Raw genomic sequence first — 26149 nt, 5'->3', positions numbered from 1 at the left:
TATGGGACCTAGATGAGTGCGAGCAGCACGGTCGGAATCACGAGCAGAGCGATAGCCCCGATGAGGACGCACACCCGCGCGCCGAGCGGCAACGGTGGCTGCGGGTTCACGAGTCTCGCGACCCGCGGGCCAACGAGGCCGGGTTCGATCTCGCCGCGGTTCGCCCAGGCGAGCTCAGGAGCAAGCGGATCGCTCCGCGCCCCTGATCCGACGAGCGCGATGGCTGTCGCCAGTGTGCGGTCATCCGTCGCCCTGCGAGCCTGGTCGTCGGCGAGCATCTCAACGAGAAGCGCGACGGCGTTCTCCGCACGATTGGCGATGGGGAACCACGGGAGGGCGCTGTGCCACGACTTGAAGGCGATGAGGACCAGGTGGTGCTGTTGCGCGAGGTGAGCGCGTTCGTGCGCGATGACAGCCCGAAGCTGGTCGTGATCGAGCAGGGCAAGCAGGCCCTCGGACAGCACGGTGACGGAGCTGCTCGTCCCGGCCAGGCAGTACGCGACGGGAGACGGGTGATCGATCACCCGAGTGCCGGGGTTTCCCTCCAACGGAGCGCTCAGCAGGTTCACGAGAGAGAGGTGGCGCTTGCGCTGACGCTCGCTCCGAACCGCGGTGAGCACGAGGTTCAGGAGCAGGTGCCCGGTCAGAAGCACGGCAAGGCACAGTGCGAACATCTGGGGGAGCGTCGCGCCGGTCGGCAGGGTCCCCGCAAACAGATGATTGATGAGGCGGATGCCGCCATCGATGAGATTGTCGCCAAACGGGATGAGGCCGTATGTGACCAGCGAACCGATCATGGACAGGCCACCGGCCAGTGCGATCGATTGCCAGAGCACGAGGGCGGTGCCGGGGGCTCGGGCTGTCCATCGCGCCCGTGAGAGCGCCAGGGGTACCGGCCACGCGAGAGTGAGGGCCAGTGCGGCGAGCACGACGGAGGCGGTGAGCATCACGTCGACCGAGTTTACTGTCAGGACGTGGGAGTCCCACCGAGAAGCGCGCGCAGGGTCTCCGCTTCTTGCGGGCTGACCTGACCGACGAAGCGGGCGAGCGCTGCCTCGCGGTCGTTGGCTGTTCCGAGGACCTCGTGCATGAGGTCGGCGGTGTGTTCGGCCCTCGAGGTGACCGATCGGTAAAGGTGGGGTCTGGTTGAACGGTCCCGCTCGACAAAGCCCTTGTTCTCAAGTCGCGACAGCACGGTCAGTACCGTCGTGACCGCGACTTCCCGTGCGCCTAGACCGGAGTCGAGGCTGTCGCGAAGGTCGTTCGCGCTGAGTGAACCGTCTGTGCTCCACAGCACGTCCATCACCGATCGTTCGAGTTCACCGAGGGTTGCCATTGTTCAAGAATACCCCAGTTCGCGTGAATTTCTACATTTCGTAGAAAACAGTTCTACGGCTCGTAGAAATGGGTCTAGGCTCAGAGCGAAAGCTTTTCTACGCGGTGTAGAAAACTCTGTGGAGGTGACGTGAACGACCTGCTCGATCCGCTACTACTGTCGCGCTGGCAGTTCGGACTCACGACGATCTACCATTTCCTCTTCGTGCCGCTCACGATCGGCATGGCACTGACCGTCGCGATCTTCCAGACAGCGTGGGTACGAACCGGCAAGGTCCACTACCTCCAGATCACCCAGTTCTTCGGAAAGATCTTCCTCATCAACTTCGCCATGGGCGTCGTGACTGGAATTGTCCAGGAGTTCCAGTTCGGCATGAACTGGTCCGACTACTCCCGCTTCGTCGGTGACGTCTTCGGCGCACCACTCGCGTTCGAGGGTCTCCTCGCGTTCTTCCTCGAGGCCACGTTCATCGGCCTGTGGATCTTCGGCTGGGACAAGCTGCCGGCCAAGCTGCACCTCGCAACCATCTGGCTGGTGTCGATAGCCAGCATCCTCTCGGCGTACTTCATCATCGCCGCCAACGCGTTCATGCAGAACCCTGTCGCGTTCACGATCAACGAAGAAAAGGGCAGGGCGGAACTCACCAGTATCTGGGAGCTGCTCACCAACCCGGTCGCTCTCGCGGCGTTCCCGCACACCATTTTTGCCTGCTTCATGGTCTCGGCCGGCCTCATCATCACGGTCGCGGCCTGGCACCTCTCCAAGAACCAGCATCTCGAGACGATGCGACCGGCGCTCAAGTTCGGTCTCTGGGGAATGGTCATCTCCGGTGCCCTCACCACCCTCGCCGGCGACCAGCTCAGCCTCGCCATGGTGGCAACGCAGCCCATGAAGATGGCAGCAGCAGAAGCGATGTACGAGACCTCGACCGGCGCAGCGGCATCCTTCTCGATCTTCACGCTCGGCACCCCCGACGGCGTCAGCGAACTCTTCTCCATCCGGATCCCGTACCTGCTCTCGTTCCTGTCGACCCACACGTTCGACGGCACCGTCGAGGGCATCAACAACCTGCAGGAGCAGTACCAGACCCTCTACGGACCTGGCGACTACACGCCGATCATCTGGGTTACCTACTGGTCGTTCCGCTGGATGATCGGCATGGGCATCCTGCACGTCATCGTTGCCGTCGTCGGCCTGTGGCTCACCCGCAAGGGACGGATGCCAACCAACAAGTGGGTGTGGAAGGCTGCGGTCTGGTCGTTCCCGTTGTCACTCGGCGCGATGATCGTCGGCTGGGTGTTCACCGAGATGGGACGGCAACCCTGGCTCGTGTTCGGCCTGCTGGAGACCGCCGACGGCGTTTCTCCGGGGGTAACGGGCATCGAGGTGCTCATCTCGCTCGTTGCGTTCACCCTCGTCTATGGTTCGCTCGCCGTCGTCGAGTTCCGGTTGATCAAAAAGACTGCCCAGGAGGGCCCTGCGGCCATCGGCGAGTCAGAGGAAGAACCCGGAAAACCACTCATCCACACCACGGTCTACTAGGAAGACAAATGGATCTCACAGTTCTCTGGTTCGGCATCATCGCCTTCCTCTTCGTCGGGTATTTCGTACTCGAGGGGTTCGACTTCGGGGTGGGGATGAGCCTTCCGTTCGTCTCGAAGGACGACACCGACCGTCGCGTCGTCATCAACACCATCGGCCCCGTGTGGGACCTCAACGAGACGTGGCTCATCGTTGCCGGTGCGTCGCTCTTCGCCGCGTTCCCCGAGTGGTACGCAACGCTGTTCAGCGGGTTCTACCTCCCGCTGCTGATCATCCTCATCGCGCTCATCATCCGCGGAGTGTCGTTTGAATACCGCCACCAGCGGCCCGAGAAGGAGTGGAAACGTCGCTTCGACCGGATGATCATCACCGGCAGCGCGATTCCCGCCTTCCTCTGGGGTGTCGCCTTCGCCAACATCGTCCGCGGCGTGCCGCTGGACTCCGGCCACAACTACACGGGAACGGTCTTCGACCTGTTGAACCCGTACGCGTTGCTCGGCGGCGTCACCACGCTCCTCCTGTTCTTCACCCACGGCGCGGTGTTCCTCACGCTCAAGACCGAGGGCGAACTCCGGGTCAGGTCCCGCGCCCTCGCCATCCGTGCTGGCATCCTCACGGTTCTCGTCGCCGCGTCGTTCCTGGTCTGGACCGTGCTCTCCTACGGCACCCTGCCGGCATTCGTCCTCGCCGCTGCCGCAGCACTCACCCTGATCGCCTCGGTGATCGCGAACATCAAGGGCAGGGAGGGGCAGGCGTTCACGCTTATGGCGCTCACGATCACCTTCGCCGTGCTCACGCTCTTTGCATCGCTGTTCCCCGACGTGATGCCGGCCAGCAACGACCCGGCCAACAGCCTGACCATCGAGAACGCGTCGTCGAGCCCGTACACGCTCCAGGTCATGAGCTGGACCGCGCTCATCGCACTTCCGCTCATCCTCGCCTACCAGGCCTGGACCTACTGGGTGTTCCGTAAGCGGGTCACTCGCGGCCACATCGAGGCCGTCGAGCACTCCGACGTCCCCGCCGCAGACTAGCCTTTGACTGTGCGTCCCCTTGATCCCCGGCTCCTTCGATACGCGGTCAGTGCACGGTGGTTCCTGCTCTCGGGCGCCATCATGGGTGTCGCCACGACTGCCTGCATCGTCGCTTTTGCCTGGCTCATCACCGAGTGCGTCACCGGCGCAATCGAGGGGCGCGGTCTCGATGAACTGATGCCGTACATCGGCGCACTCGCCGGGGTCGCGGTCATCCGTGCTTCGCTCGTGTACGCGCAGGATTTCATCGCTGCGAGGGGTGCCGCGAGGGTCAAGAGTGAGCTCCGGCTCCGGGTTCTTGACGCTGTTCGGCTGCTTGGTCCGGCGTGGCTTGCCGAACACAACACGGCCCGAGTTGCGACCCTGCTCGGCAGGGGGATGGACGCGCTCGATGACTACTTCTCGAAATACCTGCCCCAGCTGATCCTGACGGTGATTGTCACACCGGTGATTGTCGTCGTGATTCTGTTTCAGGATCCGGTATCCGCACTCTTTATCCTCGTGACGCTGCCGCTCATTCCGCTCTTCATGGTTCTGATCGGCTGGGCGACCCAGGCGGTGCAGCGACGGCAGTGGTCGGTGCTCGGGACCCTGTCGTCCGGTTTCGTCGACACGCTCGGCGGCCTGGCGACGCTCAAGATCTTTGGCCGGGAATCGCGGCAGGTCACACGGATGCGCGCCATCACGACGGACTATCGCGTGCAGACGATGAAGGTCCTTCGCGTCTCCTTCCTGTCGAGCTTTGCGCTGGAGCTCGCAGCCAGTCTCTCGGTCGCTCTCGTCGCCGTCTCGATCGGGCTTCGCCTCGTCGACGGGTCGCTTGTGCTCGGTATCGGCTTGTTCGTCCTCCTCCTCGCGCCGGAGGCATTCCTGCCTCTTCGACAGGTCGGCGCGAACTTCCACGCTGCTGCCGAGGGCGTCGCGGCCGCCGAAGACGCGTTTGTCATCCTCGATGAGGCGCGCCAGGTGCGTCCGGATGCAGCGGTGCCAGCGGGTGAGGAGCGCAGTTCCGGCGTCCTCCAGCTGCGAAGCGTCAGCGTCGACTACGGGTCGGGTCCGGTGTTCGCACCCGTGTCGACCGAATTCGCCCCGGGACGGCTGACGGTCATCGCCGGGCCCAGCGGATCGGGCAAGTCCAGCCTCGTCGCCGCCATTCTCGGATTCGTTCCGCGCTCCGGTGACATCTCTCTTGGCGGAGAGCCCGTGCTCGCCGGAGCAGCTGACCGACCGTGGCTGGCCTGGACCGGGCAGCGACCGTCACTCTTCCTCGGGACCGTTGCCGACAACGTGGCACTTGGGTCCGGGCATCCAGACCCCGAACGGGTCCGGACCGCACTCACACTCGCCGCGGCCGCTGAAATCTCGCCGGACCTCGCCGTCGGTGTCGCGGGCTCCGGCCTCTCCGGCGGCCAGGCGCAGCGTGTCGGTGTTGCCCGGGCGATCTATCGCACGCTGGAAAACTCGTGCTCCGTTCTTCTGCTTGACGAGCCGAGCTCTGCACTCGACCACGAGACCGAGAACCGGCTGCTCGACGGCCTCGCGAGCATCGCGCGCTCGGGAACCGCTGTGGTCGTCGTGAGCCACCGGGCCGCCGTCATCGAACGCGCTGACGCTCTGCTTCACGTCAACTCACTCGCGGGGGTGTCGGCATCATGAGTGCAGCTTCCCGCGATTCAAACCCCGTGAGTGCCGGTCAGGTGCGCGCGGTACTCGCGACCGCACTGCCCAGGACCAAGGGAGCGATCCTCGGCGTCCTGTTCGGCATCCTCGCGGCCCTGTGCACCGTGGCGCTCCTCGCAACGAGCGCATACCTGATCACGCGCGCTGCGGAGCAGCCGCCCATTCTCTACCTGTCGATGGCTGTCGTCGGCGTGCGCGCATTCGCCCTCGGGCGCGCGTTCTTCCGCTACCTCGAGCGCCTCGCCAGCCACGACGCCGCTTTCCGTCAGCTGGAGAGCGTTCGCGTGGATCTTCTGCGCAGACTCATCCCGCTGGCACCCGATGGGCTCGGCCGGACCCGCCGTGGTTCGCTGCTGTCCTCGCTGGTCTCCGACGTCGACGAACTTCAGAACCTGCCGCTCCGGGTGCTCCAGCCCCTGGTCACGTCCCTCGGTGTCGCCGCCATTGCCGTCTGGGTCGTCGCACTCATCTCGCCAGCTGCCGCTGCGGGACTCGCACTGGCCCTCGTCGCCGCATTTGTCATCGGAACCGTCGTCTCCGGCCGTGTCGCGGCATCCGCCGAACGGTCACTCGCGCCGCGCCGCGCTGCGCTCGTCGACGCGATCCTCGACTACCTCGGCAGCCTCGACGTTCTCATCGCGTACGGTGCCGAGGCCGAGGGTCGTCGCAAGGTCGAAGCCGCCGACAGCGCTCTGACCCGAGCCCTTACCGCGCGCTCAGCGGGCGTGGGGATCGCAGCCGCCGCACTGTCACTGTGCGCTGGACTTGCCGTCGCGTGGTCGTTGGTAGCGGGGATTCCCGGGCTGTCGGCTGAAGACGGTCTCACCGGGCCTGCACTCGCGGTCATCGTCCTCGTTCCGCTCGCGGTCTTCGAGATCGTGGCGAGCGTTCCCCTCGCGGCAAGTGCGTGGAGGCAGGTGCGAGCGAGCGCTGAGCGGATCGCCCGGCTAGCACCCACCGACGCGCCCGGCGAACTCCCCTCGGATGTCGGCACGGCCGAAGCGAATCCTGACCCCACGGCGCCCGTCATCGCCCTCTCCAATGTGACCGCTCGCTGGCCAGGGGCAACCGCACCGACCCTCAGCATTGACTCGCTCGCGATCCAGCGCGGGGAGCGAGTGCTCATCGAGGGGCCGAGCGGTGCAGGGAAGACAACGCTGGCTCACGTGCTCGTTCGATTCCTCGACTACGAGGGGAGCTACCAGCTCGCGGGGCAGCAGGTGCGCGACCTCCCTTTCGACGCCGTGCGCGGTGTTGTCGGGCTCTGCGAGCAGGTTCCTTACCTGTTCGACGAGAGCATCAGACAGAATCTCCTGTTCGCGAAGGACACCGCAACGGATGCTGACCTCATCGACGTGCTCGAGCGCGTCGGTCTCGGCGAATGGCTCGTCGCCCGAGGGGGTCTTGACGCCAGGGTCGGTGAGCGCGGCGCGCTCGTTTCAGGCGGACAGGCGCAGCGGATCGCCCTCGCGCGAGCCCTGCTCCGGGACTTCCCCGTCATCGTTTTCGACGAACCGACGGCGAATGTGGAGGCAGACCTTGCCGAATCGCTTCTCGTCGACCTGCTGCGCGCGGGCCAGGGAGACGACAGGACCATCATCCTGATCTCCCACGCCGACCTGCCGGAAGGACTCGTTCACCGGCGATTCCGGATCGAGTCGGGCGTCCTGTCTTCCGTGCTGTAGAAATGATGGACCATGAATGACGATGTTGCACCGGCCGTCGGGCTGCGGGCTCGGAAGCGAGCGAAGACCAGGTCAGTGATCGAACACGCGGCGATCGCACTCGTCCTCGAGCACGGATACGACCACGTCACCGTCGAGATGATTTGCGCGGCCAGCGAGGTGTCGCAGCGCACGTTCTTCAACTACTTCGGTTCCAAGGAGGGCGTGATTCTCGGCCCGGCGCCGACACTCGACGACCTCGACGGCAAGCGGTTCATCTCGGAGCCCGGTAACGACATCGTGCACGACCTCGTCCGGATCATGGCATCCGCCCTCACCGACGAATCGGTCGATGCCGAACTTCTCCGGTCACGGTTGTCCATCATTACCGCAACGCCGGAGCTTCTCGGCAGGCAGATGGAGTGGATGGTCACCCAGGAGAACGAACTGGTGGGCCTGGTGCTCGCTCGCTTTCGGGCCATGGGCCGAACCGGTGACGATCTCCAGGATGAGGCGGCGATGGTGGTGGCCCTCGCGTTCACGGTGCTGCGCTACACGCTGCAGAAGCTCTTCGTCGGTCCCGGCGCCGAGTCGGTGGAGGCCATTCTCACGCAGGCATCCGCCCTGATCAGGCGTATCGCCGCCGAGTGACGCCGAGCGGCTAGTCCGCGTCGCGGGGCTCGCAGATCACCACGGGGATGTCGCGGCCGGTCTTGCGCTGGTAGCGGGCGTAGCCGGGATACGCACCGACGATTCGTGGCCAGAGCTCGTCCTTCTCTTCCGGAGAGGCTGTGCGAGCGCGCATCTTTCGTGTCTCACCCGACACGGTCACCTCTACCTCGGGATTACTGCGCAGGTTGAGGTACCACGCGGGGTGGGAATCGCTCCCGCCCTTCGACGCGACGAGGACAAGCTTCTCGGCGTCGGAGATCGGCGTTGTCAGCATCGTCGTCCGACGACGTCCGGATGATCTGCCGATCGTGTGAAGTTCAACCACATCCATCGTCCCGAGCCGCGAACCGAGCCGCCCACCCGTTGCGGCGAGTACGCCCCGGTGGAGGGTGTTCATGGCGCGCATTCCCGCGTCGGTGATGGTGGCTTTGAGGCTCATGGTCGCGAGTGTACGTTGCAGCGGTCCGGACTCCCGGTGCGGTTGACCGCAGCGCGGGTGGCTGGTATCCGGATGTCTGCTGCCCGGACGCCCAGCGACCGACACCTCCCGCGGCCATCTAGGGTATGAACTGTGCAATCCGGAACGACGACTCGAGCGCTGGACATCTGGGTCGACCCGGAGGAGGCGTTCCTCGCCGTGTTCTCGGAATCGGAGCACGCGTTCTGGCTCGACAGCGGCAGGTCCGCCTCGACCGGGTTCAGCTATCTCGGCGACGGATCCACAACACTCACCGCCTCGGTCGCCGACGGCACCGTTACCTACAGCGACGGTGACGGCGAAACGCCGCGGGTTCGCTCCGCCACGGTTTTCGATGCCCTGGCCGATGTCCTGGCTCAGGACGCGGCCCGGGATCGCCACGACGTCACGGTCGGCGAGTTCTCGCCCGGCTGGGTCGGCTGGCTGGGGTACGAGGCGGGGGCGGCTCACGTCGGAACCCGACATCACCAGTCGCGTTATCCGGATGCTGCCCTGGTGCGTGCCGAGCGCGTGCTCGTCTTCGATCACGCGGCGCGCACTGTAACCGCTGTCGTTGCTGCCGATCAGGTGGATGCGGGGGAGCCGGGCAGCGAGCCCGACTTCTCCTGGCTCGACCCACTGAAGCAGCGCGGCGTCACGGGGGAAAGGGCGGAGTCCGCAGAGCCGGCCGATCCGGACCCGGCCGGACCGGTCCGCTGGCGCCACGATCCCGGCGAATACCGCGCGCTCATTGCCCGCGCGCAGGACCACATCCGTGCGGGCGATGCCTACCTCCTCTGCCTCACCAACGAGTTGCGCATCGACGGCAGCTTCGACGCGACCACCGTCTACCGGCGGCTCAGACGGTCGAGTCCGAGCCACCACGGCGGGCTCATCCGGATCGGTGGCGTTGCGCTCGTCAGCTCGTCGCCGGAGCAGTTCCTCCGGATCACTCCAGAGCGAACGATCACCACGCGACCGATCAAGGGAACGCGTCCTCGCGGCGATGGACACGTGACGGATGCCGCCCAGCGCGACGATCTGCTGGCGAGCGTCAAGGAACGCGCCGAAAATCTCATGATCGTCGACCTCATGCGCAACGACCTCGGCCGGATCGCGGCACTCGGGAGTGTGCGGGTGAGCGATCTGTTGACCGTCGAGAGCTACGCCCAGGTTCACCAGCTCGTCAGTACGGTGACCGCCCGGATGGCGGAGGGCGTAACGCCGGTAGCGGCCGTCGCCGCTGCGTTCCCGGCCGGGTCCATGACCGGCGCCCCGAAGCTCTCGGCGATGGGTCTGCTCGATGACCTTGAACAGGGCCCGAGAGGTGTCTACTCGGGAGCGTTCGGTTACTTCGGGGCCGATGGCGCCGTCGACCTCGCCATGGTGATCCGGAGCATCCTGATCGATGCTGACGGAGCGACCATCGGAACCGGTGGTGGCATCACGGCGCTCTCTGTCGCAGACGATGAGGTCGAGGAGATCAGGCTGAAGGCGGCCGCACTTCTCGATGCGCTCGGCGCAAGCCAACAGGAAGTAGGCTAGTTGGCTGGACCGTGAGTGAGCCCGCCCTGCTCCTGCAACGGTCATTTCCCGCTTATGAATGAGAGCCACGTGTCACACGACGAACTGAATCAGGCCAGCAACAGGTACGACTTTGCCGCGATCCAGAAGAAGTGGCTTCCGGTCTGGGACGAGATGAAGCCGTTTGCGACGAATGACGCCACCGATCGTCGCCCGCGCAAGTACGTGCTCGACATGTTCCCCTACCCCTCCGGCGACCTGCACATGGGGCACGCCGAGGCATTCGGTTTCGGCGACATCGTTGCCCGGTACTGGCGCCAGCAGGGCTTCAACGTTCTGCACCCGATCGGCTGGGACTCGTTCGGCCTGCCGGCGGAGAACGCGGCCATCAAGCGGGGCGTCGACCCGCGCGGCTGGACCTACGAGAACATCGCCCAGCAGAAGAAGAGCTTCCGCACCTACGCGCCGTCCTTTGACTGGGACCGCGAACTGCACACCTCCGACCCCGAGTACTACCGCTGGACGCAGTGGCTGTTCCTCCAGCTGTACAAGAAGGGGCTCGCATACCGCAAGGACAGCGCGGTCAACTGGTGCCCGTTCGACCAGACCGTGCTCGCGAACGAGCAGGTCGTCGACGGACGGTGCGAGCGCTGTGGCAACCTCGTCACCAAGAAGAAGCTCAACCAGTGGTACTTCCGTATCACCGACTACGCCGACCGGCTCGTTGACGACCTGAAGCAGCTCGAGGGTGCGTGGCCGGCCAAGGTGCTCAGCATGCAGCGCAACTGGGTCGGCAGGTCGACCGGCGCCGACGTCGAGTTCACGATTGAGGGCAGGGATGCCACGGTTCCCGTCTACACCACCCGCCCTGACACCCTGTTCGGCGTTACATTCATGGTTGTCGCCGTGGATTCCGAACTCGCTGCCGAGCTCGTTGCTGATGCTCCCGCCGAGACACAGCAGGCGTTCGCCGAGTACCTCGACCGTGTCAAGGGCGAAAGCGACATCGACCGCCTCAGCACCGAGCGCGAGAAGACCGGTGTCTTCCTCGAGCGTTACGCCGTCAACCCGATCAACGGGGAGCGCATCCCGATCTGGGCATCGGACTACGTACTCGCGGACTACGGGCACGGCGCGATCATGGCCGTTCCCGCCCACGACCAGCGCGACCTCGACTTCGCCCGTGCCTTCGACCTGCCCGTCCGCGTCGTCGTTGACACGAACCAGCCCGTCACCGGAGCGATCCCGGTGCTCATCGACGGTGAGCTGCCGGACGATCTTCCTCCGACCGACCCCACGACCACGGGTGAGGCCCTCACCGGTCCTGGGCGACTGATCAACTCAGGTCCGTTCAACGGGCTGTCGAAGAACGCGGCCATGGCGAAGGTCACCGAGGCGCTCACCTCGTCAGGGCTCGGCCACACCGCCAAGAACTACCGCCTGCGCGACTGGCTGATCTCTCGTCAGCGTTACTGGGGCACCCCGATCCCGATCATCCACTGCGAGAAGTGTGGCGAAGTCCCGGTTCCCGAGGACCAGCTGCCGATCGAGCTTCCCCCGGCGGAAGGCCTCGACCTGCAGCCGAAGGGCACGAGCCCTCTCGGTGCCGCTGAGGACTGGATCAACGTTGCCTGCCCGACGTGTGGGGGACCGGCCCAGCGAGACTCGGACACGATGGACACGTTCGTCGACAGCTCCTGGTACTACCTGCGCTATCTTAACGCGACATCCGACACCGTGGCATTCGACCCGGCCGAAGCCGAGAAGTGGGCGCCCGTCGACCAGTACGTCGGTGGCGTCGAGCACGCGATCCTGCACCTGCTCTACTCGCGGTTCATGACCAAGGTGCTCTATGACCTCGACTACCTGACCTTCACCGAACCGTTCACCTCGCTGCTCAACCAGGGCATGGTGCTCATGGACGGCGCGAAGATGTCGAAGAGCCGCGGCAACCTGGTCGAATTCGCCAGTGAACTGTCGCTCTACGGCGCAGACGCGCTTCGCGTGACCCTCGCGTTCGCGAGCCCGCCCGAAGACGACATCGACTGGGCGGATGTCTCACCAGCCGGCTCAGCGAAGTTCCTCGCCCGCGCCTGGCGCGTCGCGCAGGACGTCACAAGTGCCCCCGATGTCGTGTGGAAGACGGGTGACGCTGCTCTGCGGCGCCAGACGCACAAGTTCCTCGCTGACGCGCCGGGACTCGTCGAGTCATTCAAGTTCAATGTCGTGATCGCCCGCCTGATGGAACTCGTCAACGCGACCCGCAAGGTCATCGACACCGGCAAGGGACCAGCGGATGCCGCGGTGCGTGAAGCAGCGGAAGTCACCGCTGTCGCCCTCAACCTGTTCGCGCCGTACACGGCCGAAGACATGTGGGAGCAGCTCGGTTATCAGCCCACCGTCGCGCAGGTGCTCTGGCGCAAGCCCGACGCATCGCTGCTTGTTGAAGACAGCGTCACGTGTGTCGTCCAGGTGGACGGTAAAGTGCGCGACCGCCTCGAGGTCTCGCCGCAGATCGACTCGGACGTCCTCGAGAGGCAGGCGCGGGCATCCGCTGCCGTCGTTCGTGCGATCGGTGATCGCGAGATCGTCAACGTCGTCGTTCGTGCACCGCGCGTGGTGAGCATCGCCACCCGGAAGTAGGCGCTCAAGCGTCACACGAGCCCGCCGTCCCTTCACAGGGGCGGCGGGCTCGTTCTTTTCCCCGTGATGCCTGCCGGGAGCAGGGTCAAGCGCGGTAGCTGGTTGGCTTCTGGGCATGGCCATGCAGTCGGAGGGGAGTTCTGAGCGCGGGCCCAACAGGAGAAGGCACGCGGAGCTTCAACCGAGGAAACCGGCTCACGTTCGGCTCGGAGCAGGTGCTGTGATCGTGCTGCTGATTGCGGGACTCGCGGTCGCCGTGGTTGTCTCGCTCATCGGATCGGCAGGAACGACGTCGACACTCGCGGTGCCGGCGACCGAGCGAGCGACCGCACAACCGGACGGTGCCGGCACTGTCGCTTACGTCCATATCCTCGGCGCGGTTGCTTCGCCGGGCGTCTACCGGCTGCGGGAGGGCGACCGGGTGCTTGATGCCGTCGCGTCTGCGGGAGGATTCACCCCGACCGCAGACCAGCGCGGCGTCAACCTCGCTCGGTTCGTGGTCGACGGTGAGCAGATTCACGTGCCGGAGATCGGGGCGGAACCTTCTGCGGATGCCGTCCCGCCCGGTCAAGGAGCACCGGGCACCGAGCAGGGGAAAGTGAATCTCAACACGGCGACAACTGATGAGCTCGAGGAACTGCCGAGGGTTGGACCGGAAATGGCGTCACGGATCATCGCCTGGCGCGACACGAACGGCCCGTTCACCGCTGTCGACGAGCTGACGAGTATCACCGGGATCGGGGAGAAGACGTTCGAGGCGCTGAGGGAGCTGGTGACAGTCTGAGGCAGACGGAGCTGCTCCGGCACAGGATCCGATGGTCGACTCGGGCTCGGTCGGGCCTTTCGCCCCTGCAGGGAATGTGCCACGAGAGTGATGGTCGTCACGGAGTGGACGGTGGCCTGGAAGCAGGACCCTCGCGCCCCGCCTTCCCTCATTACCCCCGCCAAAGGAGTCGTCATGAAAGCTGCAGTTGTCACGTCATTCACAGAGCCGCTGGAGATTCAGCAGCGGGATGTTCCTGAGCCAGGACCGGGCGAGGTGCTGATCCGTCTCGAGACGTGTGGGCTGTGTCACACCGACATCCACGCCGCCCACGGCGACTGGCCGGTCAAGCCGAGTCCGCCGTTCGTTCCGGGGCACGAGGGCGTCGGCATTGTCGAAAAGCTCGGTGACGGAGTAACCAGCAGGACCATCGGCGACCGCGTGGCGATCCCGTGGCTCGGCTATGCGTGCGGGGAGTGTCGATACTGCATCGACGGTCGCGAGACCCTGTGCGAGAACCAGCGCAACAGTGGCTATTCGGTCGACGGGGCATTTGCCGAGTACGCGGTCGCCTCGGCTCGATACGTCGTTCAGGTGCCCGAGGGGATCTCTCCCATCGAGGCAGCACCGCTCACCTGCGCGGGCGTGACGACCTACAAAGCGCTCAAGGTCGCCCACATCGTCCCGACCGAGCGGGTAGCGATCTTCGGGATCGGCGGTCTCGGGCACCTCGCTGTGCAGTACGGCAGGATCATGGGCGGATCCGTCATCGCCGTAGATGTCGAGGATGCCAAGCTGGACCTGGCGAAGGACCTGGGCGCCGAGCACGTCGTGAACGCCGCGAAAGGCGATCCGGTTGAGGCCATCCGTGAGATCGGCGGCGCGGATGTTGCGTTGGTTCTCGCCGCGTCTCCGCGTGTGTTCGAGCAGGCGTTCGCGTCGCTCAACCGCGGCGGACGTCTGATCTGCGTCGGCCTGCCCGCTGACCAGGAAATGTCGGTGTCGATCTTCGATACGGTGATCAAAGGCCTCTCGATCATCGGGTCGATTGTCGGCACCAGGCAGGACCTGGCCGAAGTCTTCGCACTGCACGCGGCCGGACACACGCGAATAATTGCGGAGACTCGCCCGCTCGAAGGCGTCAACGACGCGATCGCCGAGGTTCTTGCCGGGAAGGTTCCCGCCCGCCTAGTCTTCGAATACTAGGACTCGTCCGAGGACCTCGGCCTCTTCATCGGGCCGGGGTTCGGGTGACGACGACAGGGAAGCGAGGCGCTGCCGGAATGGAGCCGAATTCTGGATCGGTGACGCGGATATCCCGGTTGCTCGTCATCGGCGTCATGGTGCTCGCCGTTCTCGCCCAGGGCGTCTACCTGTGGGCGGCGTCGCTGATGTTCTGGCTCGGGCCGGGCCAGTCGCCCGCCCACGACGAAGGCCTCGTCATCGCCAGCGCGACGAGCGTGATTCTGCTCGCCGCCGGCGCGCTCGTGGCGGTCGCCACACGAGCGACGGCCTTCGGCGTGACGGTGGGTGTTTGGGCGGTGTTGCTGCTGCTCAACTTCGGCCTCTGGCTGGTAGTTGGCTTGTTGGGCACGATTACCGTAGTGGCTCTTGGCTGCGTTTGGCTGGTGCGATCGCGCCGTCTCGCCCCGAGTCGTCCCATCCGCGAGTAGGTTGGCGAGACGGCAGCGACGTGGTGTCCGTCGTCGTCGCCGACGGGGAGAAAGAAGGCAGTAGATCCGTGGCGCATTCGTGGGCTGTCCGATAGCTTCAGGGCATGCCCATTGATTTTGCCATTTCGCAGAATGCGTATTTCGTTATCGTCACCGCTATTCTGATCGCGCTCACGGTTGTCTTCATCCGACTGATTCTTGCGGCCACGCGGGCGCTCAATGCGTACGCGGATGACCGGAAGCTCCGCACGGCCATGGCCCTCGACGATCTCGATGAGGTGTCGGAATCGCAGTCCAATGGTGTGACTGCGACCTCAAAACGGTGATTCTGCGAGACGGTCCTTTACGGCACACGCCGTCGACGTCTTCATAGAACGCACAAGCTGCCCTCGGCACCCGACCGGCGAAGGTTCTTCTGCCGCGGCGGAAGGGCGAGGGGCTATGGACGCTCGAGGTGGCTTCCTTCACACGGCGGCGTGCTCGACCGTTATGCACAGTGATGTCGCACCCCCTCCAGCCGGTCCGTGAGCGGGTTGGCTGGACAGCATGACCCTGCCGTGTAGCCGTGATGACCGTGCTGGCACCTGAGCACCGGATCCTTCTGCCCGCGGCGGCATCGTGGATCGCGGCCTCTGTTTTGGTCGAAATACCCACGGCGGCGGCCGGTGTCGCAGTCGGCGGTCTTCTTCTCGCACTGCTGTGCACTGCCGTGCTGCTGCGACAGGGCGGGCGCCGACAGGGCGGGCGCCAACGGGACGCGTCCCGTGTGGGTCGCCCGCCGTTGATTCGTCGGTGGTCGGGACTCTCGCTCTCATCGATCGAGGGCTGGGCGGGGTTGCTCGCGGTGGCTCTCCTCGGTGTTGCGCTCGTGACCTCCGTGATCGCCGTCCGCAACGCATCACGCTCACCGCCCCTGTTGGGCGACGCCATCGACTCCGGTCGGGCAGTCAGCGTCACTCTCACCGTGACCGACAAGACGGAACTGCAGAGTCGAACTTCGGCGACGCCATGGGATCGGTCGACGGAGACGGGTGAACAGCGCCGAACGGAACAACGGATCCGGGGCACGGTAACCGAATTGACGGTGGGAGGTCGAACGGCGTCGGTATCCCTTCCCGTGGTCGTGTTCGCCGAGGCGGGGCCGAACGGACTCGCCGCGATCGGTGAGCGGGTGTCGCTGATCGGGCAGGCCAGATGGACGGAGCCGGGAGAACAGGCGGCGGCGCTGATTCTTGCCCGTGGCGCAGTCACGCCGGTGTCCCCGCCGCCCGCCTGGTTGAGCTGGGCGCCGGGCATGCGCGAGGTGTTTGCCGAGCAAGCCGGCGAGTTGCCCGGTCGCGGGGGAGAGCTCCTTCCTGGACTCGCGATCGGGGATACTACGGGGGTGTCGGATGATCTAGACAGTGACATGATCACCAGCTCGCTGAGCCACCTCACCGCGGTATCCGGCGCGAACTGTGCGGTGATCGTCGCCGTGATCGTCCTCGCCCTGGCCAGCGTCGGCGCTCCACGGTGGCTCAGAATCGGCGGGGGGCTCGCGGGGCTCGGGCTGTTCGTAATCCTGGTGACACCGGAGCCGAGCGTGGTCAGGGCGGCATTCATGGCCGTCGCAGTGCTGTTGTCTCTTGGCAGCGGTCGACCGGCTGCGGGCTTGCCCGTGCTCAGTCTCGTCGTGCTGGTGATCGTGATCAGCGACCCATGGATCGCACGGAGCTACGGGTTCGTACTCTCTGTGCTCGCAACCGCAGGACTCCTGACGCTCACGCGGCCGATCGCCGCGTTCCTCTCGACGATGCTGCCCCGACCCATGGCGGCTGGCATTGCCATACCGCTCGCCGCGCAGCTCGCCTGCCAGCCGGTGGTCATTACCCTCGACGCGTCGCTGCCGCTCTACGGCGTCCCGGCCAACCTTCTTGCTGCTCCGGCTGCGCCCCTGGCGACACTGCTCGGCTTGCTCGCGTGCCTGTGCGCCGGTGTGCTGCCGCCACTGTCCTGGCTGGCGCTCTGGCTCGGCTGGGTGCCCGCGTCATGGGTCGCCGGGATCGCAACGACGGTATCGACGCTTCCCGCGTCACGTGTGCCGTGGCTGGCCGGGGTCGGCGGCGCACTCGCACTGGCCGCGATCACCGTTGTGTTGATCGCGGCGATGATCGCCGTGGCGCGGAAGAAACGGGCCGCCGCCACCGTGATGGCTGCACTGCTGGTCGTCATCGGCGGCGCATATGCCGGCGCCCTGCTCGCCGATCGGGTCGGCCCGCGGCTGGCGCTTCCGCGGGAGTGGAGTTACGCAGCCTGCAATATCGGTCAGGGCGACGCTGTCGTCATTCGCAGCGGGGGAGCCGTGGCTCTCGTCGACACCGGACCAGATCCCGCGTCGCTGGGGCGCTGCCTCGACCGGCTCGGCATCGGGCAGATCAACCTGCTCGTGTTGAGCCACTTTGACCTCGACCACGTTGGAGGGGTCGCGGCCGTCGTGTCCCGCAGCGACCAGGTCCTCACGCCACCGCCCGAAAACGCGGCCGACGAACGGATGCTTCGCGACCTGAAAGCGGGAGGGGCGACAGTCGTCGAGGTGGCTGCCGGCGACTCGGGCACTCTCGGCGCTCTCGGCTGGCAGGTGCTCTGGCCTCCGGGCGCAACCAGGCATCCGCCATTGGGAAACGACGGGAGCGTGGTTCTGGAATTCGAGGGTGACGGCATCCGGTCGCTGTTTCTCGGCGACCTGTCGGAGAGTGCACAGGAGGCGCTGCTCTCGACGCGGACTGTTCGCGGCACCGTCGACCTCGTCAAGGTTGCCCACCACGGTTCCGCCGACCAGAGCGCGCGGCTGTATCAGGCGATCGCCGCGCGGGTTGGGCTGATCTCCGTCGGTGCCGATAATGACTACGGCCATCCGGCCCCGACGATCCTGGACACGTTGCGGGCAGCGGGCACCGCGCCTGTGCGCACCGATGAGTGCGGCCTCGTTGTCGTCGCACCGTCGGGCGACAGCCTCACCGTCTGGACCGAGCACGCGGAGCCAGGCTGCCACTGAGACTGTCGGTGCGCGCGGGTAAGCTTGGAGTGATTGAGGACGGTGAATTGTGGCAGCTGCACGAGGCGGGTCATCCGCTCGAACGGCGACGAAGGTCGCGATTCCCCAGCTGAGCTGGAGCCAGGTGCGCCCGGCGCCGGTCGTTCTCGTGTCCGGGACCCAGGGCTTCCTGGCGGAGCGTGCGACGCGGCTTCTCCGGGACTTCCTCAAGGCCGAAGATCCGAGCCTTGAGATCAACGACATCCAGGCAGACAGCTATGCGCCCGGTGAACTGATCACCCTCGCCAGTCCGTCACTGTTCGGCGAGCCACGGCTCATTCGGGTGTCGAACGTCGAGAAGTGCTCTGACGCGTTTCTTCTCGATGCGCTCTCGTACCTCGAAGCGCCAGCCGAAGGTGCCTACGTCGTTCTCAGGCACGGGGGAGGGGTGCGCGGAAAGAAGCTACTCGACGCCGTTCGTGCCAACAAGGCGAATGCCATCGAGGTGGTCTGTGCCGAACTCAAGAAAGACACCGACAAATTCGACTTCGCCGCGGCCGAGTTCAAGGCAGCTGGCAAGTCCATCCGACCAGCGGCACTGCGGGCCATCGTCGCCGCGTTCTCCGATGACCTGGCCGAACTGGCCGGCGCGTGTGCCCAGCTCATTGCCGACAGCGGATCGGAGGTCACCGAGGCAACGGTGACCCGGTATTACGGCGGTCGGGTTGAAACCAACGCATTCGCGGTGGCAGACGCGGCAATCGCTGGCCGCTACGCCGAAGCGCTCGTCGGGTTGCGTCACGCACTCGCCTCCGGTGCAGACCCGGTGCCGATCGTCGCTGCTTTCGCGAGCAAGCTGCGCACGATGGCGAAGATTCAGGGCGGGCGGGGTTCGTCTGCTGACCTGGCCCGTCAATTCGGACTCGCACCCTGGCAGGTCGACCGCGCCCGCCGCGATCTCTCCGGCTGGACCGACGAAGGCCTCGGCAGGTGCCTCCAGGTGCTGGCAGATACTGACGCCGGCGTCAAAGGCGAGGGCCGTGACCCGGTCTACGCTCTCGAGCGCATGGTGCATACCGTCGCCGGGCGCGGCCGAATGCCGCGCTGACCTCACCGGCGCAGACCCTGTAAACGAAGACCGAAGACAAGAGAAAAGGCCCCGCCGAAGCGGGGCCTTTTCTATTGGACCGGGGTCGAAACCCTGGACCGAAGCGGAGGGACGCTTAGAGCGACGCGACCTTCTTGGCGAGAGCCGACTTGCGGTTCGCAGCCTGGTTCTTGTGGATGACGCCCTTGCTTACGGCCTTGTCAAGCTTCTTGGCGGCGGCCTTCACTGTTGCCTCAGCCTTGACCTTGTCACCGGCAACGATGGCTTCGCGGGCCTGGCGAACGACGGTACGGAGCTGGCTCTTGACCGCCTTGTTGCGCTCGGTTGCCTTCTTGTTGGTTCCGATTCGCTTGATCTGCGACTTAATGTTTGCCACGTTTATACGCTTTCGTTGTGTTCTGAATGGAAGTGCCGGTCAGCGAGAGAGGGCGCATTCCGACGAAAATCGTGCGGAGTAATCCACACGCAAGTCAACACGTCACTCTACCAGTCGTCAGCTGTTACCGGAAATCTCCGACGGTTGCGCGCCCAGCGTCGCAGCGGCATCCGTTATCGCCCGCGTGAAATCCCCGGGTTTGACGAGGCTCACGAGGTGGGTAGCCCCGCGGATGACGACGACGGATGCCTGCGGCTTGGCGGCGGCGAACGCCCTCTGGTTGAGCCGGAAATGGTCGAGGCTGCCCGTGACGAACCACACGGGGCCCGGGTAGCGGGCGAGGCTGGCGATCGGGTCGAGCCGTCCGACAGCAGCGAGGGCGGTATCCATGACGTCGAGTGCAACGCCACCGGCGGCCATGTCGTGAAACCCCGTCGGCGGCAGGAACACCCGTGCCATCGCGTCGTTGAGCCACGCGCCGCGGTCGGGCAGTCGGTGGATGAGCCGGGCAAGTGCCCGGTAGCCCCAGAGACCCGGCCCGCGGGGGAGGGTAAGGCAACTTGCCGCGACCAGCCCGGCCACCCGATCGGGGTGGCTCCCCGCGTAGTCGATGGCGATATAGCCGCCGAGCGACAACCCGACGAGCAGTGCCGGCCGGCCAAAGGCGTCGATGGCGTCGTCGATGGCGGCGTGGGCAGCCTCGATGCTGAACGGCTCGGCCATGCGCGTGCCGTGACCGGGCAGGTCGATCGCAGACACCTCGAACCCTGATGCGCGCAACTGCTCAACCTGTGCGCGCCACATGGTTCCGGACGTGCGGATGCCGTGCACGAGGACAATCGGAGGGGTCGCGGCCATTCCCACATCCTGCACCCTCCGACAAGGGCGATGCCAGAGGCCGGCACCTCGGCCGGGCAGCTTCGTCGCGGTCGCGGCTCGACGGGAGGCCGGGGCATGGGACAATAGGGAGTTAGTCCACTCCACACCGAGACACTGAGGAACGCGTGAGCCCCAAAGCTGCGAAGGCACTTGAGCCTGCCGCTACCGACCCGTCGTTCATCCGCAACTTCTGCATCATCGCGCACATCGACCACGGCAAGTCGACGCTGGCAGACCGGATGCTGTCGGTCACCGGCGCGGTCAGCGACCGCGACATGCGCGCCCAGTACCTGGACCGCATGGACATCGAGCGCGAGCGTGGCATCACGATCAAGAGCCAGGCGGTGCGGATGCCGTGGGAAGTCGACGGCCAGGCCTACGCGCTCAACATGATCGACACTCCCGGCCACGTCGACTTCACCTACGAGGTGTCCCGTTCTCTCGCCGCGTGCGAGGGTGCCATTCTCCTCGTCGACGCCGCACAGGGCATCGAAGCGCAGACGCTTGCGAACCTGTACCTCGCGATGGAGAACGACCTCGAGATCATCCCGGTCCTCAACAAGATCGACCTTCCGGCCGCTGACCCCGACAAGTACGCCAAGGAAATCGCGAACCTCATCGGCGGCTCACCCGACGACGTACTCAAGGTGTCTGGCAAGACCGGCGTCGGCGTTGAAGAACTGCTCGACCGTGTCGTCGCGAGGATCCCGCACCCCGTCGGTGACCCGAACGCTCCCACGCGCGCCATGATCTTCGACTCCGTCTACGACACCTACCGCGGCGTCATCACCTACGTGCGGATGATCGACGGGCACCTGAGCCCCCGCGAGCGCATCCAGATGATGTCGACCCGGGCGGTCCACGAACTCCTGGAGATCGGCGTCAGCTCACCGGAGCCCGTTCCCACCCAGGGACTCGGGGTCGGCGAGGTCGGCTACCTCATCACCGGTGTGAAGGACGTGCGCCAGTCCAAGGTCGGTGACACGGTCACGACAGCGCTCAAGCCGTCCACCGAGGCACTCCCCGGTTACACCGACCCGAAGCCGATGGTCTTCTCGGGTCTGTACCCGATTGACGGCAGCGACTACCCGGTGCTCCGCGACGCACTCGACAAACTCAAGCTCTCCGACGCCTCACTCAACTACGAGCCAGAGACATCCGTTGCCCTCGGCTTCGGCTTCCGCTGCGGGTTCCTCGGACTGCTTCACCTCGAGATCGTCACCGAACGCCTCGAGCGTGAGTTCAACCTCGACCTCATCGCGACAGCACCGAGCGTGACCTACGAGGTCACAACGGATGACAAGAAGACCGTGACCGTCACCAACCCGAGCGAATTCCCCAGCGGAAAGATCGTGTCGGTTGAGGAACCGATGGTGAAGGTCGGCATCCTCGCGCCGAAGGACTACGTCGGCACGATCATGGAACTGTGCCAGGGCCGACGGGGTTCGCTCCTCGGCATGGAGTACTTCGGAGAAGACCGCGTCGAGCTGCGCTACACCATGCCGCTCGGTGAGATCGTGTTCGACTTCTTCGACCACCTCAAGAGCCGCACGCAGGGGTACGCCTCACTGGACTACGAGCCGTCCGGTTCTCAGACCGCCGACCTCGTGAAGGTCGACATCCTGCTGCAGGGCGAGCAGGTCGACGCGTTCAGCGCCATCGTGCACCGCGACAAGGCATACGCCTATGGCCTGCTGATGACGGAACGGCTGAAGAAGCTCATCCCTCGCCAGCAGTTCGAGGTGCCTATCCAGGCCGCAATCGGCGCTCGTATCATTGCGAGGGAGTCGGTGCGGGCCATGCGCAAGGATGTTCTCGCCAAGTGCTACGGCGGCGACATCAGCCGCAAGCGCAAGCTCCTCGAGAAGCAGAAAGAGGGCAAGAAGCGGATGAAGATGGTCGGTCGTGTCGAAGTGCCTCAGGAAGCGTTCATCGCCGCACTGAGCGGTGACACCGAGGTCGCGAAAGAAAAGAAGTAAGTGCGCCGGAGTAACTTTCAAGACCAGCCCGTCGACTATGCCGCGGTCGGCGCTACGCAGGCGCACGACCTCATGCAGTATCCGCCGGAGGGATTCGTGCCCTACGAGGCATCCATTCGCCTGGGCAGTGGAGCTGAACGGTTTGAGGCGGCGTCCACCTCGCTGTTGACCTGGGCTGTGCAGCGTGGCGCCGGTCTTCGCGTCGACGACGTCCAGGCCAGCTCGGGTGAGAGCTACGGCGGAATCCGCTACGCCGAAGACGGATCGCCGCTCGAAGCGATCCATGTCTCCACCGAACAACGATTCGCTGCGGACGGAACGCCATACGTCACGTCGGGCACCACCGCGCGGTTGCACGGCAGGATCGGCTCGCTCACGGTCGATGAGCAGATCAGGGTTGTCTACCTCGTCGAGGAGACCAACGTCGTCGCGTTCGCGTATGGAACCGTCGGTGGCAAGCGCGTGAGCGGTGAAGACGCGTTCCGCATCGAACGCCGCGAGGACGACTCGGTCTGGTTCCAGGTCCGCTCGTTCAAACGGCCGCTCGCACTGCGTTATCGGATCCTCCGGCCGCTGATGGTCCGGCGCCATAAGCGACTGGCGACCGCGTACCTCCGTGCACTCTCGCCGTTGTGGACAGGCCCGGCCAGCTAGGTGATTCGTCACACACCCGGGGCACGATAATGGCCGGACCACTTCCACTCGGTGACCCGGCTCCGCCCGACGGATGCCTTCCGGCATCCGCCGCTGACGGCGCTGGTTCGCGGTCACTCGCGTTCTACCTCCACGTGCCGTTCTGTCGCGTGCGATGTGGCTACTGCGACTTCAACACCTACACGGCGACGGAGCTTCGCGGCGCCAAACAATCCGATTACGCCGACGAGGCGGCCGCCGAGGTCGCGTTCGCCGCGGACGTGCTCGACCGGTCGGGAGTCGCCCGACGTGAGGTGAGCACTGTCTTCTTCGGCGGTGGAACACCGACCCTGCTCCCCGCAGCCGACCTCGTGCGGATGCTCGATGCCGTTCGCACCCACCACGGCATTGCGCCTGGTGCGGAGATCACGACCGAAGCGAACCCGGATTCTGTCGATGCCGACTACCTGCGCCAGCTCGCTGACGCGGGCTTCACTCGCGTGTCGTTCGGCATGCAGTCAGCGGTGCCGCGAGTGCTTGCGACCCTGGAACGGACCCACGACCCGGCGCGGGTGCCCCTCGTCGTCGACTGGGCCAAAGAGGCTGGCCTCCAGGTGAGCGTCGACCTGATCTACGGCACTCCCGGCGAGACCATCGATGACTGGAGCGAGTCAGTGGACGCCGCGCTCGCAACGCAGCCCGATCACATCTCGGCGTACTCACTGATCGTCGAGCAGGGAACCAAGCTCGCCAGGCAGATCAGGTCAGGACTCCTTGCCCTGCCAGATGAGGATCTCCAGGCGGATATGTATGAGCTGATCGACTCCCGGCTGGCCGACGCAGGTTTCTCCTGGTACGAGGTGAGCAACTGGTCGACATCGGCTTCATCGCGCTCACGGCACAACCTGGCCTACTGGCAGAGCCAGGACTGGTGGGGAATCGGGCCCGGCGCACACAGCCATGTCGGCGGGGTGCGCTGGTGGAACGTCAAGCATCCGGCGGCTTACGCTGCCCGGATCGCCGAGGGCGTGTCGCCGGCTGTTGGCCGGGAAACACTCGACCCAGAGGCCCGCGAGCTGGAGCGCGTTCTCCTCGGCGCCAGGATCCGTGAGGGCATCGCCGTCAAGTCCCTCCCGAGCGAGGCTCGCGTCGCCGTGGCGGGACTGATCGCCGATGACCTGGTTAACGCCAAAGCCGCCCTCGCTGGGACAGTCGAATTGACCCTGCGGGGGCGGCTCCTGGCCGATGTTGTCGTTCGGCGGTTGACCGCCTGACGAGTGGTTGCTACTTCACCATGCGGATTGCGAAGAAGTAACGGTACGCCTCACCGTTATTGACCTTCACGCCGCCGATGATGCCGAAGATGATGCCGACAACGCCGACGATCCACGCGAGCGGGAACAGCAGCAGCCCGATCAGCACGACGGTGAGCAGGGTGCCGAGGATGTACAGGCCGATGACGAAGATGGTCACCGTGAGCTGGAAGTTCAGCGCTTCCTTGGCCTCCTGGCGGGCGAACGGTCCGCGGTCCTTGAAGACCAGGTAGATCACCAGCGGAGCGATCCAGCCGGCGGTTCCCGCACCGAGGAAGGCTCCGAGTGCGCCACCGAAGTGAGCCAGTGACGCCCACAGCTTGTCATCGGACTGGGTCAGCGGAGTCGGGCCGTACTGCTGCTGCCCGTACTGCTGCTGGCCGTATGGCTGCTGCGGAGCACCATACGGCGGCTGCTGGGGCGCACCATACGGGGCCTGCTGCGGCGCGCCATACGGCTGCTGCGGTGGAACCGGCCCGCCCTGATAGCTGGGTGGCACCTGTCCGCCATCCTGGCCAGGTCCTTGCGACGGATCGGGCTGGGAGGGCGTGTTGGGGTCGGTCATGGAATGGCCTTTCGATGAGGGAGACGCTGGGTATCAGCCGCGTCGACGAACGTCCGCGGGGGTGTGCGCCTTGTGGTACCCAAGGTACTGCCGTTGGCCCCATACAGGCAACGCTGAGTGCAATTACGACGCGGCGTGTCTCCGCGCTAGAATTAGCACTCAGGAGTATGGAGTGCCAACCCCAACTCCGTGCGCGGCATCCGCGTGTCAGTGTTCACAATCAGCGCCCCGAATCAACGCCCGAAACCAGTAAGGAGAAGACGGACATGGTCTCCGAACGAAGCCTCGAAGTGCTTCGCGTCATCGTCGAGGATTACGTCGCAAGCCGTGAGCCCGTCGGTTCGAAGGGGATCGTCGATCGTCACTCGTTCGGTGTGAGCGCCGCCACGATTCGCAACGACATGGCGCAGCTCGAAGAGGAAGACCTCATTAGCGCGCCGCACACGTCGTCCGGGCGTATCCCCACAGACAAGGGCTACCGGCTTTTCGTCGACCAGCTCGTCGAGCGACGGCCGCTGTCCGCCGCTCAGAAGCAGGCGATCGAGGCGTTCCTCGGCCAGTCGGTCGACCTCGACGATGTGCTCGTCCGCACGGTCAGACTGCTGTCGCAGATCACCAACCAGGTCGCTATCGTCCAGTACCCGTCGTTCGCCCGCGCAACGGTCAGGCACGTCGAGATCGTGGCCCTGAGCGACCACAGGCTGCTGACCGTGCTGATCACAGACACCGGTCGCGTCGAGCAGAGGGTCGTGGAGGTCCGTGGTCCTGTCGAACAGGAGCTGCTCGAGGCCATCAAGACCCGTGTGAACGCGTCACTCGTCGGACTCGGGGTCGAGGAGGCGACGTCAACGCTCGACTCGCTCGTCGACTCGAGCCCGCAGGTCGACAAGGAACTGATGGCGCGGATCACGTCGGCGCTGGCTGACCAGTTCGGCGAATACCGCCACGATAAGCTGATCATGGCCGGCGCCGCGAACCTCGCCAGAACCGAAGACGATTTCTCCGGGAGTATCTACCCGGTGCTCGAGGCGCTGGAGCAGCAGGTGGTTCTGCTGCGGCTGTTCAGCGAGATGGACACGGATGCCAACGGTGTCTCCGCGAGCATTGGCCGTGAGAACGCGTCGTTCGGTCTCGGTGAAACATCAATCATCACGAGCAACTATCGTTCCTCTGCTGGCGAACTTGCCAGGCTCGGGGTCCTCGGACCAACGAGAATGGACTATTCGAACAACCTTGCCGCCGTTCGCGCTGTGGCCCGCTACCTCTCGCGCCAGATCGGCGAGAACTAGTCATAC

At 65.4% G+C, this 26149-nt stretch carries 23 protein-coding genes; 17 read left to right on the top strand and 6 right to left on the bottom strand.

Annotated elements, in window-relative coordinates:
* Positions 1 to 8: 8 nt before the first annotated feature.
* On the bottom strand, positions 9 to 947 hold the full coding sequence (locus tag C3E77_RS08345; RefSeq protein WP_108391214.1) for a M56 family metallopeptidase: 939 nt from the start codon (positions 945 to 947) through the stop codon (positions 9 to 11).
* Between the two features lie 20 nt (positions 948 to 967).
* Positions 968 to 1336, bottom strand: coding sequence for a BlaI/MecI/CopY family transcriptional regulator (locus tag C3E77_RS08340; RefSeq protein WP_108391213.1), 369 nt, complete (start codon positions 1334 to 1336; stop codon positions 968 to 970).
* Positions 1337 to 1465: 129 nt separating this feature from the next.
* Between C3E77_RS08340 and C3E77_RS08335 the strand changes: the two genes are divergently transcribed.
* Genes C3E77_RS08335 through C3E77_RS08315 form a run of 5 tightly spaced genes read left to right on the top strand, consistent with a single transcriptional unit; the run spans position 1466 to position 7907 of the window.
* A complete protein-coding gene (locus tag C3E77_RS08335) occupies positions 1466 to 2878 on the top strand; it encodes a cytochrome ubiquinol oxidase subunit I (protein WP_108391212.1) in 1413 nt (470 codons plus the stop codon).
* 8 nt (positions 2879 to 2886) lie between these two features.
* Positions 2887 to 3912: a cytochrome d ubiquinol oxidase subunit II gene (gene cydB, locus C3E77_RS08330; protein ID WP_108391211.1), complete on the top strand. Its 1026-nt coding sequence runs from the start codon at positions 2887 to 2889 to the stop codon at positions 3910 to 3912.
* Positions 3913 to 3921: 9 nt separating this feature from the next.
* Complete coding sequence (cydD, locus tag C3E77_RS08325) at positions 3922 to 5568, top strand: thiol reductant ABC exporter subunit CydD (RefSeq protein ID WP_234031167.1); 1647 nt, start codon at positions 3922 to 3924, stop codon at positions 5566 to 5568.
* Complete coding sequence (gene cydC / locus C3E77_RS08320; protein WP_108391210.1) at positions 5565 to 7277, top strand: thiol reductant ABC exporter subunit CydC; 1713 nt, start codon at positions 5565 to 5567, stop codon at positions 7275 to 7277. The genes cydD and cydC overlap by 4 nt, the downstream gene beginning before the upstream one ends.
* A 12-nt stretch (positions 7278 to 7289) precedes the next feature.
* Positions 7290 to 7907 carry a TetR/AcrR family transcriptional regulator gene (locus C3E77_RS08315; protein ID WP_108391209.1) on the top strand — a complete coding sequence of 206 codons (618 nt, stop codon included), beginning with the start codon at positions 7290 to 7292 and terminating at the stop codon, positions 7905 to 7907.
* Between the two features lie 10 nt (positions 7908 to 7917).
* Here C3E77_RS08315 and C3E77_RS08310 read toward each other — a convergent pair whose 3' ends face one another.
* Positions 7918 to 8367, bottom strand: a complete 450-nt coding sequence (locus C3E77_RS08310; RefSeq protein WP_108391208.1) for a nitroreductase/quinone reductase family protein — start codon at positions 8365 to 8367, stop codon at positions 7918 to 7920.
* Between the two features lie 132 nt (positions 8368 to 8499).
* Here C3E77_RS08310 and C3E77_RS08305 point away from each other — a divergent pair, with 132 nt between their 5' ends.
* The 8 genes from C3E77_RS08305 (at position 8500) to holA (ending at position 19109) form a co-directional block, all read left to right on the top strand.
* Positions 8500 to 9930, top strand: a complete 1431-nt coding sequence (locus C3E77_RS08305; RefSeq protein ID WP_108391207.1) for an anthranilate synthase component I family protein — start codon at positions 8500 to 8502, stop codon at positions 9928 to 9930.
* A 69-nt stretch (positions 9931 to 9999) separates the two neighbouring features.
* Positions 10000 to 12552, top strand: coding sequence for a leucine--tRNA ligase (gene leuS, locus C3E77_RS08300; RefSeq protein ID WP_234031166.1), 2553 nt, complete (start codon positions 10000 to 10002; stop codon positions 12550 to 12552).
* A gap of 220 nt (positions 12553 to 12772) precedes the next feature.
* Positions 12773 to 13336, top strand: coding sequence for a helix-hairpin-helix domain-containing protein (locus C3E77_RS08295; RefSeq protein WP_234031165.1), 564 nt, complete (start codon positions 12773 to 12775; stop codon positions 13334 to 13336).
* 174 nt (positions 13337 to 13510) lie between these two features.
* Entirely contained in the window at positions 13511 to 14521 is a 1011-nt protein-coding gene (adhP, locus tag C3E77_RS08290; protein ID WP_108391205.1) for an alcohol dehydrogenase AdhP, read from the top strand.
* A gap of 98 nt (positions 14522 to 14619) precedes the next feature.
* A complete protein-coding gene (locus C3E77_RS08285) occupies positions 14620 to 14988 on the top strand; it encodes a hypothetical protein (RefSeq protein WP_162924956.1) in 369 nt (122 codons plus the stop codon).
* Positions 14989 to 15092: 104 nt separating this feature from the next.
* Complete coding sequence (locus C3E77_RS08280; protein ID WP_108391203.1) at positions 15093 to 15314, top strand: hypothetical protein; 222 nt, start codon at positions 15093 to 15095, stop codon at positions 15312 to 15314.
* A gap of 242 nt (positions 15315 to 15556) precedes the next feature.
* Complete coding sequence (locus C3E77_RS08275; RefSeq protein WP_108391202.1) at positions 15557 to 18022, top strand: ComEC/Rec2 family competence protein; 2466 nt, start codon at positions 15557 to 15559, stop codon at positions 18020 to 18022.
* 46 nt (positions 18023 to 18068) lie between these two features.
* Positions 18069 to 19109 carry a DNA polymerase III subunit delta gene (gene holA / locus C3E77_RS08270; RefSeq protein ID WP_418288075.1) on the top strand — a complete coding sequence of 347 codons (1041 nt, stop codon included), beginning with the start codon at positions 18069 to 18071 and terminating at the stop codon, positions 19107 to 19109.
* A 115-nt stretch (positions 19110 to 19224) separates the two neighbouring features.
* On the opposite strand, the gene rpsT is transcribed toward holA, so the two are convergent.
* Together rpsT and C3E77_RS08260 are read right to left on the bottom strand one after the other, a co-directional pair.
* Positions 19225 to 19485: a 30S ribosomal protein S20 gene (gene rpsT, locus C3E77_RS08265; protein ID WP_108391200.1), complete on the bottom strand. Its 261-nt coding sequence runs from the start codon at positions 19483 to 19485 to the stop codon at positions 19225 to 19227.
* A 117-nt stretch (positions 19486 to 19602) separates the two neighbouring features.
* Positions 19603 to 20343, bottom strand: coding sequence for an alpha/beta fold hydrolase (locus C3E77_RS08260; protein ID WP_108391199.1), 741 nt, complete (start codon positions 20341 to 20343; stop codon positions 19603 to 19605).
* Between the two features lie 146 nt (positions 20344 to 20489).
* Between C3E77_RS08260 and lepA the strand changes: the two genes are divergently transcribed.
* From lepA to hemW, 3 genes are read left to right on the top strand one after another with little or no spacing between them, the layout of a single operon-like run.
* Positions 20490 to 22343, top strand: a complete 1854-nt coding sequence (gene lepA / locus C3E77_RS08255; RefSeq protein WP_108391198.1) for a translation elongation factor 4 — start codon at positions 20490 to 20492, stop codon at positions 22341 to 22343.
* Positions 22344 to 22997 (top strand): DUF1990 domain-containing protein, encoded by a 654-nt coding sequence (locus tag C3E77_RS08250; RefSeq protein WP_108391197.1) that lies wholly within the window; start codon positions 22344 to 22346, stop codon positions 22995 to 22997. It begins immediately after the preceding gene.
* 29 nt (positions 22998 to 23026) lie between these two features.
* Positions 23027 to 24250 (top strand): radical SAM family heme chaperone HemW, encoded by a 1224-nt coding sequence (hemW, locus tag C3E77_RS08245; RefSeq protein ID WP_108391196.1) that lies wholly within the window; start codon positions 23027 to 23029, stop codon positions 24248 to 24250.
* A gap of 10 nt (positions 24251 to 24260) precedes the next feature.
* On the opposite strand, the gene C3E77_RS08240 is transcribed toward hemW, so the two are convergent.
* Positions 24261 to 24854, bottom strand: coding sequence for a DUF4870 domain-containing protein (locus C3E77_RS08240; protein WP_108391195.1), 594 nt, complete (start codon positions 24852 to 24854; stop codon positions 24261 to 24263).
* 266 nt (positions 24855 to 25120) lie between these two features.
* Here C3E77_RS08240 and hrcA point away from each other — a divergent pair, with 266 nt between their 5' ends.
* Complete coding sequence (hrcA, locus tag C3E77_RS08235; RefSeq protein WP_108391194.1) at positions 25121 to 26143, top strand: heat-inducible transcriptional repressor HrcA; 1023 nt, start codon at positions 25121 to 25123, stop codon at positions 26141 to 26143.
* Positions 26144 to 26149 lie beyond the last annotated feature (6 nt).

The organism is Mycetocola zhujimingii (genome assembly GCF_003065425.1).
Lineage (GTDB): Bacteria > Actinomycetota > Actinomycetes > Actinomycetales > Microbacteriaceae > Mycetocola_A > Mycetocola_A zhujimingii.
Note: the sequence above shows the minus strand (reverse complement) of the source record. Positions and strands in the feature narration are given on the sequence as shown.

Bases quoted from the DNA above. Each gene is read 5' to 3' on its own strand.
- C3E77_RS08345 (WP_108391214.1), bottom strand. From the start codon at position 947: ATGCTCACCGCCTCCGTCGTGCTCGCCGCACTGGCCCTCACTCTCGCG.
- C3E77_RS08340 (WP_108391213.1), bottom strand. From the start codon at position 1,336: ATGGCAACCCTCGGTGAACTCGAACGATCGGTGATGGACGTGCTGTGG.
- cydB (WP_108391211.1), top strand. From the start codon at position 2,887: ATGGATCTCACAGTTCTCTGGTTCGGCATCATCGCCTTCCTCTTCGTC.
- cydC (WP_108391210.1), top strand. From the start codon at position 5,565: ATGAGTGCAGCTTCCCGCGATTCAAACCCCGTGAGTGCCGGTCAGGTG.
- C3E77_RS08315 (WP_108391209.1), top strand. From the start codon at position 7,290: ATGAATGACGATGTTGCACCGGCCGTCGGGCTGCGGGCTCGGAAGCGA.
- C3E77_RS08310 (WP_108391208.1), bottom strand. From the start codon at position 8,367: ATGAGCCTCAAAGCCACCATCACCGACGCGGGAATGCGCGCCATGAAC.
- adhP (WP_108391205.1), top strand. From the start codon at position 13,511: ATGAAAGCTGCAGTTGTCACGTCATTCACAGAGCCGCTGGAGATTCAG.
- C3E77_RS08280 (WP_108391203.1), top strand. From the start codon at position 15,093: ATGCCCATTGATTTTGCCATTTCGCAGAATGCGTATTTCGTTATCGTC.
- C3E77_RS08275 (WP_108391202.1), top strand. From the start codon at position 15,557: ATGACCGTGCTGGCACCTGAGCACCGGATCCTTCTGCCCGCGGCGGCA.
- C3E77_RS08260 (WP_108391199.1), bottom strand. From the start codon at position 20,343: ATGGCCGCGACCCCTCCGATTGTCCTCGTGCACGGCATCCGCACGTCC.
- hemW (WP_108391196.1), top strand. From the start codon at position 23,027: ATGGCCGGACCACTTCCACTCGGTGACCCGGCTCCGCCCGACGGATGC.
- C3E77_RS08240 (WP_108391195.1), bottom strand. From the start codon at position 24,854: ATGACCGACCCCAACACGCCCTCCCAGCCCGATCCGTCGCAAGGACCT.
- hrcA (WP_108391194.1), top strand. From the start codon at position 25,121: ATGGTCTCCGAACGAAGCCTCGAAGTGCTTCGCGTCATCGTCGAGGAT.